General features: G+C 60.9%; 14 protein-coding genes. 5 read left to right on the top strand and 9 right to left on the bottom strand.

What is annotated here, in order from left to right:
* From AC1DON_RS10005 to AC1DON_RS09975, 7 genes are all read right to left on the bottom strand, one after another.
* A partial coding sequence (locus tag AC1DON_RS10005; protein WP_476934644.1) for a TonB-dependent receptor occupies positions 1-2,498 on the bottom strand: 2,498 nt, incomplete at its 3' end.
* 700 nt (positions 2,499-3,198) lie between these two features.
* Positions 3,199-3,879, bottom strand: a complete 681-nt coding sequence (locus tag AC1DON_RS10000) for a 3-keto-disaccharide hydrolase (RefSeq protein ID WP_476934643.1) — start codon at positions 3,877-3,879, stop codon at positions 3,199-3,201.
* A gap of 9 nt (positions 3,880-3,888) precedes the next feature.
* Positions 3,889-4,590 (bottom strand): gluconate 2-dehydrogenase subunit 3 family protein, encoded by a 702-nt coding sequence (locus AC1DON_RS09995; protein WP_476934642.1) that lies wholly within the window; start codon positions 4,588-4,590, stop codon positions 3,889-3,891.
* A complete protein-coding gene (locus AC1DON_RS09990; protein WP_476934641.1) occupies positions 4,587-6,296 on the bottom strand; it encodes a GMC family oxidoreductase in 1,710 nt (569 codons plus the stop codon). Before AC1DON_RS09990 ends, AC1DON_RS09995 begins: the two co-directional genes overlap by 4 nt.
* A 53-nt stretch (positions 6,297-6,349) precedes the next feature.
* On the bottom strand, positions 6,350-7,174 hold the full coding sequence (locus AC1DON_RS09985; protein WP_476934640.1) for a sugar phosphate isomerase/epimerase family protein: 825 nt from the start codon (positions 7,172-7,174) through the stop codon (positions 6,350-6,352).
* Between the two features lie 17 nt (positions 7,175-7,191).
* On the bottom strand, positions 7,192-8,886 hold the full coding sequence (locus AC1DON_RS09980; protein WP_476934639.1) for a GMC oxidoreductase: 1,695 nt from the start codon (positions 8,884-8,886) through the stop codon (positions 7,192-7,194).
* Positions 8,887-8,993: 107 nt separating this feature from the next.
* Entirely contained in the window at positions 8,994-9,584 is a 591-nt protein-coding gene (locus AC1DON_RS09975) for a gluconate 2-dehydrogenase subunit 3 family protein (protein WP_476934638.1), read from the bottom strand.
* Positions 9,585-9,824: 240 nt separating this feature from the next.
* Between AC1DON_RS09975 and AC1DON_RS09970 the strand changes: the two genes are divergently transcribed.
* Genes AC1DON_RS09970 through AC1DON_RS09960 form a run of 3 tightly spaced genes read left to right on the top strand, consistent with a single transcriptional unit; the run spans position 9,825 to position 11,425 of the window.
* Positions 9,825-10,307: a DUF2975 domain-containing protein gene (locus AC1DON_RS09970; RefSeq protein ID WP_476934637.1), complete on the top strand. Its 483-nt coding sequence runs from the start codon at positions 9,825-9,827 to the stop codon at positions 10,305-10,307.
* Complete coding sequence (locus AC1DON_RS09965) at positions 10,307-10,543, top strand: helix-turn-helix domain-containing protein (RefSeq protein WP_476934636.1); 237 nt, start codon at positions 10,307-10,309, stop codon at positions 10,541-10,543. The genes AC1DON_RS09970 and AC1DON_RS09965 overlap by 1 nt, the downstream gene beginning before the upstream one ends.
* A gap of 33 nt (positions 10,544-10,576) precedes the next feature.
* On the top strand, positions 10,577-11,425 hold the full coding sequence (locus AC1DON_RS09960; RefSeq protein WP_476934635.1) for an endonuclease/exonuclease/phosphatase family protein: 849 nt from the start codon (positions 10,577-10,579) through the stop codon (positions 11,423-11,425).
* Here AC1DON_RS09960 and AC1DON_RS09955 read toward each other — a convergent pair.
* A complete protein-coding gene (locus AC1DON_RS09955; protein ID WP_476934634.1) occupies positions 11,412-12,527 on the bottom strand; it encodes a hypothetical protein in 1,116 nt (371 codons plus the stop codon). The genes AC1DON_RS09960 and AC1DON_RS09955 overlap by 14 nt on opposite strands.
* A gap of 379 nt (positions 12,528-12,906) precedes the next feature.
* On the opposite strand from AC1DON_RS09955, the gene groES reads away from it, so the two are divergent.
* Together groES and groL are read left to right on the top strand one after the other, a co-directional pair.
* A complete protein-coding gene (groES, locus tag AC1DON_RS09950; protein ID WP_192621960.1) occupies positions 12,907-13,194 on the top strand; it encodes a co-chaperone GroES in 288 nt (95 codons plus the stop codon).
* A gap of 37 nt (positions 13,195-13,231) precedes the next feature.
* Positions 13,232-14,881 (top strand): chaperonin GroEL, encoded by a 1,650-nt coding sequence (gene groL / locus AC1DON_RS09945; RefSeq protein WP_476934633.1) that lies wholly within the window; start codon positions 13,232-13,234, stop codon positions 14,879-14,881.
* Positions 14,882-14,940: 59 nt separating this feature from the next.
* On the opposite strand, the gene AC1DON_RS09940 is transcribed toward groL, so the two are convergent.
* On the bottom strand, positions 14,941-15,366 hold the full coding sequence (locus AC1DON_RS09940; protein WP_476934632.1) for a hypothetical protein: 426 nt from the start codon (positions 15,364-15,366) through the stop codon (positions 14,941-14,943).
* Between the last annotated feature and the right edge of the window lie 37 nt (positions 15,367-15,403).

Genomic DNA, 15,403 nt, shown 5'->3' with positions numbered 1-15,403 from the left:
CCAGACGACGGGTCACGCAGGGCGAACGGGTTCGCCTGGATGCGGCCGGTGCCGACGAAGTTGCTGACGTCCTTGTTGTAGAAGCCGAGCGACACGTAGGAATCGCTGCCGTAGTACCATTCAGCGGAGAAGTCGACGTTCGACGATTCCAGCGGCAGCAGGGCGGGGTTGCCGCGTGTTGCCGTTGGGTTGGTGCCGTTGGCGGTCGGACGCGGCGGCGTGCCCGGGTTCGTCGTGGCGTACAGGCTGCCATAAGCGGCGCGGGCAATCGTCTTCGAGAACGATGCACGCACGATCACGTCATCCATGGCTTCCCACGAGATGTCGAGGTTCGGCAGCCAGTTGTCGTAGTCAGCTTGATATTCCTGGCTGACAATCGTCGAGCTGCTGTCGACCGTAAAGTCGTTGTCAGCCGTCCAGCGGATCGCGACCGGGGTGCTTTGCAGCGCCGAAGCCGTGACCTCTGTCTTTTCGTAGCGCAGACCGGCAAGTACGGTAGCGCGGCGGCCCAGGAAGTCGCCCTTCATGGTGAACTGGCCGTATGCAGCGGTAATCTGCTCTTCGACCGTGTTCGAGGTCAGAGCAGCCGTCGGGATCGTCGCCTTGTAGAGCGAAGACGCCGCCAGCGCCGTGTAGATGTCCAGGGCATTGCCGCGGAACGCGATGTCCGACTGACCCGGAGTGAAGTCTTCGAACAGTTCGCCGAGGTTATAGGTCTCGACCAGGCCCGGCGCGTACTGGGCGATGTCGCCCGGATTGCCGATACCCCAGTCACCCAGCGCCTGATAGGTGCTGCCTGTGGTGGTTTCCATCTTCGACTTGATCAGATCGATACCGGCGTCGAAACGGCTTTCACCGTCGAAGTCGTAGGTGAAGTCAACCTTGGCTTCATCGATCTTGTGGGTCTGGCTGTTCGTATTCATACGCGCAACCTGGCTGCCGAGATCGCCCACATCCAGCTTGCCGTTATTGTTGCCACGGTAGCCGGTGATGACGCGGTTGGCGGCCGAGAAGCCCGGCAGATAGGCGCCGTTGGCGTCAACGATGACCGTACCGGCCGAGTTGGTCAGCTGGCCGGCAGAGTTGGTCTGGTAGACAGGGTTGCCGTCCCACACCGTGTACTTCTGGACAGGAATGTCGCCGGTGAAGTCGACCGAGTGGTCCTTCACGACCGGCGCGCCGATCGAGATTGAGACTGCGCTGGTGCCATTGGCGTTGTTCGGCGTTGCCTTGCCTTCGGAGCTGTGGACGTCGAAGGTCAGAGACGCGCGATCGTTGATGTCCCACTTGGCGTTGAAGCCGATCGACTGCAGGGTATTCTTCTGGCCGAGAAGCTGCTGCTCGAAGCCAATGTCCTTGGTGCCGTTTTCGTTTTCTTGCAGGTACAGGGCGTTGTAGATGCCCGATTCACCCTGCTCGAACTTGATCTGGTCGAACGGACGGTTGAACCAGTTGGTCTGTTCCGCGCGCTGTTCCGAACCCTGGTTTTCGACGTACACGGCGTCGACCGTCAGCAGCCAGTTTTCAGCCGGACGGAACTGGGCCGTCGCGCCGATATTGGTGCGCTTGTTGTGGGTCTGCGACAGGGCGTAGCGGCTGTCGTTCGGATAGGCGATCAGGGCACCGGCCGGTGGCGGGTTGGTGATCACCGTTTGCAGGGTCGTCTTGTCCGAAGCATAACGCAGGCGGCCGCTGTTCGGATCATAGAACTGGGCCCGGGTATCGAGGTTCCAGGCGTTCTGGGTCGCCTGGCGGGTCGCATTGTCACGCTCGGTGTACTGGCCAAACAGGGCCAGGCCGAACGTCTTTGCATCGTTAGTCCAGCTGTAGGCGCCGGTAATTTCCGGAGTCCAGTCCTTGCCGTCAACCAGGTTGTCGGCGTGCAGTGCCTTGATACCAAGCGAACCGGTCGAGCCGGCCTTGTTGATCGGACGCAGGGTCTTGATGTTCAGGGTCGCGCCGATGCCGCCCGAAGCGACATTGGCCTTGCCGGTCTTGTAGACTTCGAAGCCCGAAACGCTGTCGGCAGCGATGTTCGAGAAGTCGAAGTTACGCGAACCACCGCCAGCGCCTGTGTTGCCGGTACCGATCAGGTCGATCGAGGCCGTCGGCATGGTGCGGCCGTTCAGCGTCACCAGGTTGAAGCCAGGGCCGAAACCACGAACCGTAACCTTGGAGCCTTCGCCGTTGACGCGGTCGATCGAGACACCCGGAATGCGCTGGACCGACTCGGCCAGGTTGGTATCCGGATACTTACCGATGTCTTCCGCCGAGATGGCGTCGACAACGCCGGTGGCGTTCTTCTTGATGTTCATCGAGCGTTGCAGCGAGCCGCGAACGCCGGTGACAACGACGACGTCCGAATCCGCCGGAGCGGCCGGAGCGGCGTCTTGGGCCATGGCCGTGCCGGCCATGGCAACGAGGGCCAGCGTGGACACGCCGCCCAGGAAGACGCCGCGCACGGCGCTCTTCATTTTACTACGCGATACAGTAGTCATTGGATCTGTCTCCCATTTCTCTGTTTTACCCGCGCGCTCGCCGGGTCGCTTTTTTTTCCCGGCTTCTTAGGCAAACCGCGACGATGCGCACATCTTCATCCCGCTGCGCGGGCGAAGCTCTTTTTAAAATTTGGAAAGATTTCGGAAAGTACTGCAGACGGCGCAACGCATCAGCATCATGACCACACGTCACGAAATGCTCATGTTAGCGCTATCAATTCTTTCTGAATCCGTGCGGACTCAGAATTGATAAGGTCAAATGTCTACAGAGGTCTCCATTTTTGATCGTCTCCCAAACTTTTATATTTCCATCCCGCATCTTCCCGGCGGGTAGTTCTGTCTTCGTCGTCAGGATACCTGTTTTGAGAGCGGTACCACTGTTATTGTTGAGATAAGGCGAAATGACTGCGCTGTCAATTCCCATTTATCCACCCAGAGGCGCACGCATTCACACTTTCGCTATCTGTTACATTTGTGACGCAGTGAGCGGTAACATGTGAAACGATATCCGTTTGAAGTGTTAAGAAAGCGTTTATATGTCGAATTGCTCGCCTTCCCGGCGAACTTGCTGTCAGGTTCGATACATGGCAGGCCATGCGGCGCCTCATTTCGCCGCGGTAAAGCACGTTTCAGGCAGCCAAAAGCGATAACGCCGCCCTGATCAGGACGGCGCTTTCTTCGCGACAGAAAGATTGTCCGCTTAAAGCCGGCGGATGCGGATATTGCGATACCAGACGGGATCGCCGTGGTCCTGGAGACAGATATGTCCCTTCGGTTCCGTCGCGAAGTCGGGCATCGACTTGAACTTCGAACCGGCGACAAGCGCCTTCCACTTCGCGTCGCCGTAGGACGACTCCGCCACAAGCTTGCCGTTCAACCAGTGTGCGATATGCCCCGCCTTGACCACGATCCTGGCGTGGTTCCATTCACCGACAGGCTTGCTGACGTCGGCCGATGGCGTGACCAGGTCATATATGGCGCCGGCCGTATGCGACGGAATCTTGCCGTCGGCATGGCCGGCATTGTCGAGCACCTGGTATTCCGGCCCGGTGTGGTAAGGCTCTGACGCCTGCGGCAATTCGCGGACGAAGTACATGACGCCGCTATTGCCGTTCTTCGATATCTTCCAGTCGAACTCCAACTCGAAGTCGCCATACTCGGCCTCGGTGACGATATTGCCGCCACCGGCGTGCTTCAAAGTCAGGGCGCCGTCTTCGACCGCCCAGCCATCGCCGGCCGCACCGCCCTTGTATACCCGCCAGCCGCTGAGGTCCTTGCCATTGAACAGCGGTGTCCACGCCGCAGGCGCGGCGCAGGCCACCACCGGTGCGGCCAGCACAGCAGCAGACGCCATCAGAATCATCGAACGTCGTGTGGTCATCTTAACCTCCTAAACCGTCACCGGCAGTTTCAAATCTTTCAGCAGGCCGCGCAGATGCGCCATGGCTTCGTCGGTCGGTCCCGGCCATTCGCCGATGACCGGGGTATTGCCCTGATAGCCCAGCGCCGCCTTGCCTTCGGGCGTCGTGCAATACCCGCCGACGATCAGGCCGCGCAGGCGTTGAAACGCCGACGACGCCTGGAACAGGTGCTGCGGCACCGGATCGCGCATCAACTCAGCTACAATAAGCCCCTGCGCCGGTTTTCCGGCCTCGAGGAAGTCCTTGCCCGACAGGCTGCGGCCCTGCAGGTCGAGCCAGGCCAGCAGATTCATGATCAGCCCGCGATCCCACGCCTGACCTTCGTATGGCGAACTGACCCACTCATCGACAAAGTCAGCGATCATCAGCTCGCCAGCGCCGGGATCCTCGCCTTCGCGCGGCAGGACGATGTCGCCGATCAGGTTCAGCACCGCCTTTTGCCGCGTGCTGAGGATCAGCGTCCAGGGAACGGACGGCTCCATCAGATTTGGATCGCTGCCGTAGCCTATGGACGCATTGACCGGCAGGATCAGGTTGGGCCAGGCGATCTTCGGATCGAGCGCGCCTGTGACGCCATCCGCTGCCAGGGCCAGTTGCGGCAAGGCGGGCACTGCGGCCAGGCCAGCGAACATCCATTGCAGGCTGCGCCTGCGTGTGGGGGTAAGGGTCATGCGAACGCCCCTCCCTTGAGCTTGGCCGCCAGGTTTTCGCTGGCGCGCCAGGCCAGGGCCATGATGGTCAGGGTCGGATTCTTGTGCGGGTTGGACGCCAGCATCGCACCGTCCGTGACCAGCAGGTTCGGCACGTCCCAGCATTGGTTGTAGCTGTCGAGCACTGACGTCCTGGGGTCTGCGCCCATACGCGCCGTGCCACCTTCGTGGATGATGACGCCACCATCCTTGATATTCGTCTCGGCGGTATCTTCGGGCCTGTACACCGTTCCGCCCATGCGCCGGATAATCGCGCGCGCTGTCTCCAGCCCGTGCTGGACCATGTTCAGTTCCTGCTTCGACCACTTCCAGTGATATTTCAGCACCGGGATGCCCCACTTGTCGCGCAGAGACGGATCGATTTCGGCATAGCAGTCGTTATTGGGGATCATCTCGCCACGCACGGTCAGGCTGACGCGGCTGCCCATCTTGCGCTTCAAAGCGGCCCGCAGGTCATGGCCATTGACGTTGGGCAGGTCGGCCCCGCCCGTCCATGGCCCCGGCACGCGGAAGCCGCCGCCGATTTCGTAATGATAACCGCGCGCGAAGTTGAGCTTGCCCTCGGCCTGTTCTTTGTAGAGCCACCACGGGATATACATGTGCGCCTGGTCGGCGCCTTCTTCGTTGTAGACCGGACGGCCCTCCAGCCCCGGTACAAAGCCCGAGACGCCACCGCCGACCGTATCGACCAGGTTACGCCCGACCTGGCCCGACGTATTGGCCAGTCCGTTTGGATAGTCGGCATTGCGCGAATTGAGCAGCAGGCGTGAGGTTTCGCACGCACTGGCGGCCAGAACCACCGCCTTGGCACGTAACTGGTGGGTCTTCCCCGTCGCCTTGTCGATATATTCGACACCCTCAGCGCGGTCCTTGCCCTTCATCAGGACTTTCGAGACCATGGCATTGGTGATGATCTTCAAGCGCCCGGTAGCCATGGCCATCGGCAGCAGCGAGGTCGTCGTCTGGAAGGCCGCGCCGATATTGCAGCCACGCCCGCACGGACTGGCGTAATAACAGGCGCTGCGCGGCGCCACCTTGTCGGGCTTGTCCTTGGTCAGGATGGCATAGCGCGACGGCACGACGGGAATGCCCAGTTCACCGGCCGCAGCCTTGATCAGCAGCTCGTAGGCGCGCGGCTTGGGTGGCGTGTGCGCAATGCCCGGCGGCGAGTCGGGGTGATTTTCCAGCCCGTTCGGCGCGCCCCAGATGCCGACGACCTCCTCGGTCCTGTCGTACCAGGGCGCGACATCGTCATAAGAGATCGGCCAGTCGACGCCCAGGCCATCGCGAGAAAACGGCTTGAAATCGTAGGGCCCGAAGCGCGGCACATGCCGCGCCCAGTGATTGGTGCGTCCGCCCAGCATCCGCGCCCGCCACCATTCGAACTTAGAGCCTTGGGCGACCGAGTAAGGCTCCCCCGGTACGCGCCAGCCGCCGTCGATCGTGGCATCGTAAAAGCCGAACGGCTTGTCAGTCGTGCCCTGGCCACGCAGCGGCGCCTCGTGGTCCTGGCCCAGCATGTTGATCTCGGTCGCCGGGTCGTATGTCCGCCCGGCCTCGAGCAGCAGGCAACGAATGCCAGCCCGGGTCAGGGCGTAGGCGGTCATGCCACCGCCCGCGCCCGAACCCACGATGATAACGTCTGCATTGAACGGTGCCGCAGCCATATTTTCGATCCCCCGAGTGGCCCTTTCCAGGCCTTGCTGTTGTAAGCCCAGCCTTAGCCCTTCAGGTACTTGATGCTGGCCGTGATGCTGGCGAACGGATCGGCAGGGTTATCGTGCTCGACGAAGATATTGGTCACGCCCGCCTGCTTGCCGGCCGGCAAAACCTTGCCCCAATCGATCGTCCCCTGGCCGACGGGTGTCATCTTGCCATCGGCGCCCTTGTCCTTGATGTGCAGCAGACGGATGCGGTCGCCATGTTCATGCAGGACGTGGACGGGATCGTGATTGGCGAAACTGGCCCAGTAGCAGTCCAGTTCGAACGCCACGAGCTTAGGATCGGTGTTTTTCAGCAGCAGGTGGAAGGGCAGGCCTTCCGGCGTATTCTGGAACTCGAAATCGTGGTTGTGATAGGTCATCTGCAGGCCGCGCGCCTTGCACAGTTCGCCCCAGCTATTCATCTTCTGGCCCAGCGCGACCCATTCCTTGCGCTGGTCGGGCTGGAGCCAGGCCAGAACCGCGTATTTGGCGCCCAGCGCCGCCATGTCGTCGAGCGCAGCTTCGGGGCGCTTGAGCCAGTCGTCATAGCCGACGTGGCCGGAGACGCACTTGAGGCCCGAGCTGTCGAGCATGGCGCGCAGTTCCTTGGCCGAGCGGCCGGCGAAACCCGCGGTTTCGACTTCGTCAAAGCCGATGCCGCGCACCTTGGCGAGAGTCGCGGCCGGATCGGCGTTGAAGGCGTCACGGACGGTGTAGAGCTGGAGGCCGATCTTTTTGAACGGCTGGCTGCCAAGACCGGCCAGGGCGCCGGTGCCAAGCGCAGCGGCGGACAGGGCGGCGGCGCCTGCGAAGAAGTGACGGCGGGAAAGTTGCATGGTCATGGATTCGGTTCCTCGGATTAAATTACGCCAGCCTTGAACTGCTTGGCGGCATAGTCGGCGGCGCGGGCGGTAAAGGCCATGAAGGTCAGGGACGGGTTGACGCAGGAGGTTGAAGCCATCTGCGCACCATCGGTAACAAAGACATTCGGCGCATCATGGAGCTGGCTCCACTTATTGACCACCGAATCGTTCGGGTCATTGCCCATGCGAGCCCCGCCCATTTCGTGAATGGCGTCACCGGGCACATGGACATCCTGATTGCCATAGACGTTCTTGAGACCCGCGGCCGTCAGCATCTTCTTGCCGGTTTCCAGGGCGTCAGCCATCATCTTGTGTTCATTGTCACGGAAGGTGACGTTAAACACGGCCTGCGGCACACCATAGCGATCGACCTTGGTCGGGTGCAGGGTAATCGTATTGTCCTTGTACGGCAGGCATTCGCCAAAGGCCGTCATGCCGAAGTTCCACGGACCGTACTTGCGCATGCCATCCTTCATCGCGGCACCGAAACCGCCCGGATCAGCCGGGCCGCGCCCGGCGCCCCCCTGATAGCCGAAGCCACGCAGGTAGCCGACCTCATCTTCGCCGGCGCGGCCGAGGTTGCGGAAGCGTGGCACATAGATGCCGCCCGGCCGGCGGCCATATTCGATCGTGTCTTCAAATCCCGGCACCTGACCACCGACCGAGACGCGGAAGATGTGGTCCATGACATAACGGCCCAGTGCCCCCGAACGGTTGGCGAAGCTGTCCTGGCGGCCTTCGGCGCGCGAGTTGAGCAGCAGATGGACCGACGAGTTGGAAGATGCGCAGACAAAGACGATGCGCGAGCGATAGATCTTGCCGACCTTGGTATTGGCATCGACGACACGCACGCCAGTGACGCGCCTGGCCTTTTCGTCGTATTCCAGGCTGGTCACCACCGAGTCCGGCATGACGGTCAGGTTGCCGGTCGCCATGGCCGCCGGCAGGGTCGAGGCCTGGGTCGAGAAATAGGCGCCAAAACTACAGCCGCGCGAGCATTGCGACCGGTTCTGGCAGCGCGTGCGCCCCTGCTCCGGCTTGTCCTCGGTCATGTTGGCATTGCGGATGTGGATCAGCTTGCGGCCGGGATTGGCAGCTTCGAAGCGCGGCTTGACCCACTCTTCGGCGATGTTCATCGGGTGCGGCGGCTGAAACTCGCCATCGGGCAGTTCTTCCAGGCCGTCCTTGTTGCCGGCGATGCCTGCCCATTTTTCGACGTAGGAATACCACGGCGCGATGTCTTCATAGCGCACCGGCCAGTCATTGCCGTTGCCGTCCTTCTTGTTGGCTTCGAAGTCGACGGCGTTCCAGCGCAAGCTAACGCGGCCCCAGGTGATCGACTTGCCGCCGAAGATGGCCGGACGCACCCAGCGATAGGCTTTGGAGTCCTCATAGGCGTAGGGATTGAGGCGGTCATTGTTGAAATACTGGACGCGGTCGGAACCGTCGGCGCCGCCGAAACGGCTCTGGAAATAGTCGCTGGCGACGAGCTCCTTTGGCACCCGGCCGCGATACGGCATTTCCCACGATCCCTTGCCGTCATACGGGTAGTCACCGTGTTCGACCATGCGGCCGCGATCGAGCATCAGGACCTTCAGCCCCTTTTCGGTCAGTTCCTTGGCGGCCCAGCCGCCGCTGATGCCCGATCCGATGACGATGGCGTCGAAATCATATGTACCGGCCTGAGCCATGCGATTAGTCCTCCGGGAAGCCCGTCTTCGCGAGCCTTGTATTCGATTACAATTTTCAGCCGCACGGCCTGAAACGGGATATGGCTGGCGGCGGACGAGATGAAATATCAGCCGGCGAAGATGCGGCCGACCTTGGCGTAAGGATAGTGGCCGTCATATTCGCCGGGCACCGGCAGATATGAGCGCTCGATCGTCACACCGGTTTCCGACGTGTAGTAGCCGGTCAGTACCATCTGGCGCAGCGAAGCCCAGAAGTCGGCCGGCGCGTTCGTCACCTTGCCGGTCATCAATGCCGTCAGGGCTGCGTCCTGATCCGCCGGCTTAGCCTTGGCGAAACCACTGCTATGCGCAGCAAGCGCGTCCAGGCCCTTGATGAAGTCGCCGCGTTCGGGCGCGGTGAAAAAATCGACCAGCATCATTTCGATATAGTCGGGCACGCCGGCGGCGATGGCGCCGGGCGTGTCGGTTGTCGGCACGATGCGCTCGCTGGCGGCTTCAAGAACGGCGCGCTGGGCTGGATTAAGTATCTTGCGCGATGGCGCAAAGCCACCGGTCAGGCCCGTCACATTCGCTTCAGCGGCGCGCGCCAGAGGCGCAATCAGGGCGGAACCGAAGAGGGTGACAAAGGCGGCGGCGCCTAGAAGGCCGCGCCGGTTCAGATGCAGGGAGTCCCCCTGTGGGGTTGAATCAAAGGACATTCGCGGGCCGCTTCCTCGCTTGTTTAACGTATTATCGGCGGGCGTCCCGGAGCCCGTCCAACTTGGTGGAGACGCGTCTCCCCCGCATCCCGTCGGCATACAAGCATGGATTCTCCGCAGCCACAAGACAATGATGGCATAGCCGTCGCCAATATCAGCTCGGCACTTGACTTTAAGTTTTATTTAAATTTATATATATCTAGCCTAATGAAATTAGCCTTTAATCGAAAGCCGCTCCTCATGTCAAAGTTTGCTGTGCCGCAAGGTCCCGCCAGTATTGTCATCAAGGTTGTCATAGCCGTGCTGGCCATGGCCTTCATCAAGGAACAGTCCGCCCAACTGACCAGCCTTGTCTGGGAGGCCGGCGACTGGCGGCAGAATGGCGCGGTTATCTTCTCCTTCTGGCTATCCCTGCTGGCCCCGGGGTTCTACCTCATAGCGGCCTGGGCCGCCGCAGACGTTTTGGGCCGCCTCAACAAGGGCACACCGTTTACACCGTCCCTGATCAAGGGCGTGCGCGAGGTCGGCCGGAACCTGATGTGGGGCGCCATCGCCGCCATTGTCCTGGTCCCGACCATTACGCCGTGGGCTGACGATCGCTTTCGCGGCATGCGCTACGATCCCGACATTGAAAGCGTGACGATCGGCCTAGTTGGCGTCGTCCTGTACATTCTCGCCAAGCAGGGGCAGTCGCTTAAAGCCGAGTTGGAACAGTTCGTTTAATGCCTGTCCGTGTCACTCTCGATGTCATGCTGGCCCGCCGCAAGGTCCGGGCCAAGGACATCGCGGCCCAGATCGGCTTGTCGGAAACACAGCTCAGCCTGTTGCGTACCGGCAAGGTCAAGGGCATGCGCTTCGATACCCTGTCCAAGCTGTGCCTGATCCTCGACTGCCAGCCGGCCGATATTCTCGAATACGACCGCGACGAAAGTGATTTGAATACACGCGACGAAGCGTAGAATAGAATCCGGGCATCGTCCCTGAGGTCCGCCATGATCCGTTTCCTTGTCTGTCTGATGGCTCTTGCCTTCGCCCTCCCCGCCGCCGCCGGACCTGCCAAAGACACGCCCATACGGGTCATGAGCTACAATATCCGTATCGATGTCGCCGGCGACGTGCCGCGCTGGGCCGAGCGCAAAGGGCCAATGATCAGCCAGATCGCCTTCCTGGCCCCGGACATACTGGGCATTCAGGAAGCCCAGCAGACCGCCGTTGCCGACCTGGCGGCGCAACTGCCGGAGTATTCGCATTATGGCCTGGGCCGCGACGACGGCAAGGTCGGGGAGACGACGACCATCTTCTGGCGGGCGGATCGTTTCGAAGCACTGCAACAGACCACCGCGTGGTGTTCGCGCGCACCTCAAACGCCCGGCAAGGACTATGACGCCGCCTACCCACGCACCATCACCCGCATCATCCTGCGCGACAAGACGTCAGGCCGGTTGCTGGATGTGCGCAATACGCATTTCGACCACGTAGGCGTCGTGGCGCGCGAAAAATGTGCTGAACAGATCGAGGCGGCACCTGTCTGGCCCAAAGCCGCTATCGTCGTGCTGGGGGATTTCAACAGCGGCCCCGACAGTGCACCCTATCGCGTGTTGACCGACGACCGGGGCCTGAAACTGGCCGATGCCCGTAAACTGGCCAAGGTAGACTTTGGCCCACGCGGCACATTCAACGGCTTCGACATCTCGAAGTCGGGCGACGCCATCGACCACATCTTCGTCGGCCGCCAGACAGAGGTCATTCGTTACGGCGTGCTCACCGACTCAACGAACGGCAAGGTGATCTCGGACCACTTTCCAGTCGTGACGGATCTAACCTTTCCTACTCACCGATAAAGACGCAGGCCAGGCTTTCGTCGAAATCGAGCAGGGTGTCGGCATAGTCGATGGGCGACAGCCGACGCGTCGGCCCACCTGTCATCCGGTATGACCAGAACGATGCGATATGCGTCAATATGCCGACGTGTTCGCCCAGTTCGAAGAACATCTTGGGTCCATCGAGCAGAAACTGGCGGAACGGCGCGGGATCGTGACCATCGATCAGCGCCGAATAGGATGCATCGTAATGATGCAGAATGTTGCCGACATTGCTGAGCGCCGTCAGGATGCGCTTGGCCAGGCGCGGCCGCACTTGCTTGAGGAACTCCTTGACCTCTGTGTCGATCAGTCCAATCGGCTGGTATTTCGCCAGGCCGTCGATGACGGCGCGCAACTCCGACTGCAGGTCGAGATGCCGCCATTTGAAGTACAGGAAACCGCGCCACGAAAAGATGCCGTCGGCGAACTGGCTCGCGCTAAGCCGCAACGTCGCCTTCAGGGGCTCCAGTTCCTTGTCGAGACTGTCGGACAGGATCTTGCCGGTAAAGCGCATCGATGCCGTCTTGGCGCCGTCCTGATAGGCGATGTTGATCAGCCGCTCGATTTCCGTGTTGGCAAAGGTAATCATGCTGGAAATGTCGTTGGCCGAAATCCGCAGGTAACAGGCCGCTGGCGCGATGCCCTTGCGCGCCAGCGATTCGCGCAGCAGAAACGGATCAAGCGACGGCAGGGTGTCGAGCACCGCCAGGGTTTCGAGATCCCTCTGGCTTTCACTGTCACTCATGCTCAGCAGTGTGCGCAGGCTGCGGTCATAACCGTTCTGATTGACGAAGAAAGACTCGCCACCCAGCCGCAGGTCATTGGGGTCGAACGGCATGATGACCTTGGTTGCCGACCTGCGCTCCTTCTGGAACAGCTCCAGCTCGTTCGGCCGCAAGGTATGCTTGATAAGGACAGCCTTGTTCAGCTTGGGATTTCGGAAGAAAGGCTTGCTACTGTATTCCGGATCGCTGGCGCTCTGGCTGTTAACCATCGCCAGGTTCAGGATACGGCTGGTTGACGCCGTTTCCGTGATATTGGCAAGGTTGCGAAAATCGCGCTTGGATCTGTTGGCGTTCACGACCGATCCGCCCCGCCAGCACGCGCAATCCGGACACTACTGCACACCGAAAAAGTCACTGCCACATCAGCCCCCGCCGATCGTTTTCTGCCTGTACGCACAAAGGGCGCGTCAAATCTCGATATGTGATCACAGATAACGATTGCCTGAGTCCGATACGCCCGGCGTGGTAAACAAAATCCTACCATTTCAAAAAAGGACTGTGTGGTATGTCATTATTTTTCAGTCGCCGGAGGGCGCAGCCTGTCGTCGCGAGGTTCGTAAAAAATTCGAGCGTACGCACCTTGACTCGGACTGCCCTCATGACTACCTCGAGAGCGCATTAGCACTCATACCTATCGAGTGCTAACACACTTACATTTCATCTGGAGGATATCCCATGAGCTTTCGCCCGTTAGGCGACCGTGTCCTGGTCAAGCGCGTTGAAGAAGAAGCCAAGACCAAGGGCGGCATCATCATTCCGGACACTGCCAAGGAAAAGCCGCAAGAAGGCGAAGTGGTCGCCGTTGGCCCCGGCGCCCGTAACGACAAGGGCGAGCAAGTCGCTCTCGACGTCAAGGCCGGCGACCGCATCCTGTTCGGCAAGTGGGGCGGCACCGAGGTCAAGCTGAACGGCGAAGACCTGCTGATCCTGAAAGAATCCGACATCCTCGGCATCGTTTCCTAATCCCTGAAATTCTGAACTTTTAAAGGAGTCACGAACAATGGCTGCTAAAGACGTACTGTTTGCTTCGGACGCGCGCGACAAGATCCTGCGCGGCGTCAACATCCTCGCCAATGCGGTGAAGGTCACCCTGGGCCCCAAGGGCCGCAATGTCATCCTGGAAAAGTCCTTCGGCGCCCCGCGCTCGACCAAGGACGGTGTCTCGGTCGCCAAGGAGATCGAACTTTCCGACCGCTTCGAGAACCTCGGCGCCCAGCTGATCCGCGAAGTCGCTTCCAAGACCAACGACAAGGCCGGTGACGGCACCACGACCGCTACGGTCCTGGCGCAGTCGATCGCCGTCGAAGGCCTGAAGTCGGTTGCCTCGGGCCGTAACCCGATGGACCTGAAGCGCGGCATCGACAAGGCCGTTCTGGTCGTCGTCGAAGAAATCAAGAAGGTGTCCAAGAAGGTCACGACCAATGCGGAAATCGCTCAGGTCGGCACCATCTCGGCCAATGGCGACACCGAAGTCGGTGAAATGATCGCCAAGGCCATGGAAAAGGTCGGCAACGAAGGTGTCATCACCGTCGAAGAAGCCAAGACGGCCGAAACCGAGCTGGATGTCGTCGAAGGCATGCAGTTCGACCGCGGCTACCTGTCGCCGTACTTCATCACCAACCCGGACAAGATGGAAGCGGTCCTCGAAGACCCTTACATCCTGATCTTCGACAAGAAGATCTCCTCGCTGCAGCCCATGCTGCCGATCCTGGAAGCCGTCGTCCAGTCGGGCCGTCCGCTCCTGATCATCGCTGAGGACGTCGAAGGCGAAGCCCTGGCGACCCTGGTCGTCAACCGTCTGCGTGGCGGCCTGCGCGTCGCTGCCGTTAAGGCTCCTGGCTTCGGCGACCGCCGCAAGGCCATGCTGGAAGACATCGCAGTCCTGACCGCCGGTCAGGTCATCAGCGAAGACCTCGGCATCAAGCTTGAAACCGTCGCGCTCGACATGCTTGGCCGCGCCAAGAAGGTCACGATCACCAAGGAAAACACCACTATCGTCGACGGCGTTGGTGAAAAGTCCGAGATCGAAGGCCGCGTTTCGCAGATCAAGAAGCAGATCGAAGAAACCACTTCGGACTACGACCGTGAAAAGCTGCAAGAGCGTCTGGCCAAGCTGGCCGGCGGCGTCGCGGTTATCCGCGTCGGTGGCTCGACCGAAGTCGAAGTGAAGGAAAAGAAGGACCGCGTCGACGACGCCCTGAACGCCACGCGCGCTGCCGTGGACGAAGGCATCGTTCCAGGCGGTGGCACGGCTCTGCTCAAGGCTTCGCAAGCCCTGAACGACCTGACCGGCGCCAATGACGACCAGACGGCCGGTATCGCCATCGTGCGTCGCGCCCTGCAAGCCCCGATCCGTCAGATCGCCGAAAACGCCGGCGTCGAAGGCTCGGTCGTTGTCAACGCCGTGCTGGCCAACACCAGCCCGACCTTTGGCTTCAACGCCCAGACGGAAAAGTATGTCGACCTGGTTGCCGATGGCGTCATCGACCCGGCCAAGGTTGTCCGCACGGCTCTGCAAGACGCCGCTTCGGTTTCGGGCCTGCTGATCACGACGGAAGCCGCCGTGGTCGAAAGCCCGAAGAAGGACGCTCCCCAGTCCATGGGTGGCGGCGGTGGCGGCATGGGCGGCATGGGCGGTATGGATTTCTAATCCAGCCTCTCAGCACTCAGCTGAAAATGGAAAGAGCGGGTCGCAAGGCCCGCTCTTTTTTATTCCACTGCCATTCGTGCTTGCAGCGGCATCAGCAGGGCCGCCCGCAGGAGTCTGAGCGCCTTGTCATCGCCGTGCAACTGGCGCGCGGCGGCGACATCGAGAAACTCGATATGGCCAAAGAGGGTCTGCGCCAGATCCAGCGCTTCCAGCACCTTCAACGGAATAGCCTGGTCGTTCGCCCGAAAACACAGCAGGGGCGTGTCGCGCGTTACAGGGTTCGACTTCGTCATGCGGATGACATCGAAAATACGGTAATTGTTGAAATGGATGCTGAGCGCCAGCAGATGCGCCTCACGCAGACGGTTGATGACTTCGTCACCCGTTGCCACCGGCAGGACTCCAGCGGCGCCACGCAGCGCCCGGGCAATCAGTTCGGCGCCATCCGGCGCATCGGCAACAAGAACGCGGTACTGTGTGATCATGGCGGACCCGGGGAAGCAAAGGCATGAAATATCCGCC

Source organism: Asticcacaulis sp. P4_H10, from assembly GCF_056400965.1.
Note: the sequence above shows the minus strand (reverse complement) of the source record. Positions and strands in the feature narration are given on the sequence as shown.

Bases quoted from the DNA above. Each gene is read 5' to 3' on its own strand.
- AC1DON_RS09960 (WP_476934635.1), top strand. From the start codon at position 10,577: ATGATCCGTTTCCTTGTCTGTCTGATGGCTCTTGCCTTCGCCCTCCCC.
- AC1DON_RS09995 (WP_476934642.1), bottom strand. From the start codon at position 4,590: ATGACCCTTACCCCCACACGCAGGCGCAGCCTGCAATGGATGTTCGCT.
- AC1DON_RS09940 (WP_476934632.1), bottom strand. From the start codon at position 15,366: ATGATCACACAGTACCGCGTTCTTGTTGCCGATGCGCCGGATGGCGCC.
- AC1DON_RS10000 (WP_476934643.1), bottom strand. From the start codon at position 3,879: ATGACCACACGACGTTCGATGATTCTGATGGCGTCTGCTGCTGTGCTG.
- AC1DON_RS09970 (WP_476934637.1), top strand. From the start codon at position 9,825: ATGTCAAAGTTTGCTGTGCCGCAAGGTCCCGCCAGTATTGTCATCAAG.
- groL (WP_476934633.1), top strand. From the start codon at position 13,232: ATGGCTGCTAAAGACGTACTGTTTGCTTCGGACGCGCGCGACAAGATC.
- AC1DON_RS09975 (WP_476934638.1), bottom strand. From the start codon at position 9,584: ATGTCCTTTGATTCAACCCCACAGGGGGACTCCCTGCATCTGAACCGG.
- AC1DON_RS09965 (WP_476934636.1), top strand. From the start codon at position 10,307: ATGCCTGTCCGTGTCACTCTCGATGTCATGCTGGCCCGCCGCAAGGTC.
- groES (WP_192621960.1), top strand. From the start codon at position 12,907: ATGAGCTTTCGCCCGTTAGGCGACCGTGTCCTGGTCAAGCGCGTTGAA.
- AC1DON_RS09990 (WP_476934641.1), bottom strand. From the start codon at position 6,296: ATGGCTGCGGCACCGTTCAATGCAGACGTTATCATCGTGGGTTCGGGC.
- AC1DON_RS09980 (WP_476934639.1), bottom strand. From the start codon at position 8,886: ATGGCTCAGGCCGGTACATATGATTTCGACGCCATCGTCATCGGATCG.
- AC1DON_RS09985 (WP_476934640.1), bottom strand. From the start codon at position 7,174: ATGACCATGCAACTTTCCCGCCGTCACTTCTTCGCAGGCGCCGCCGCC.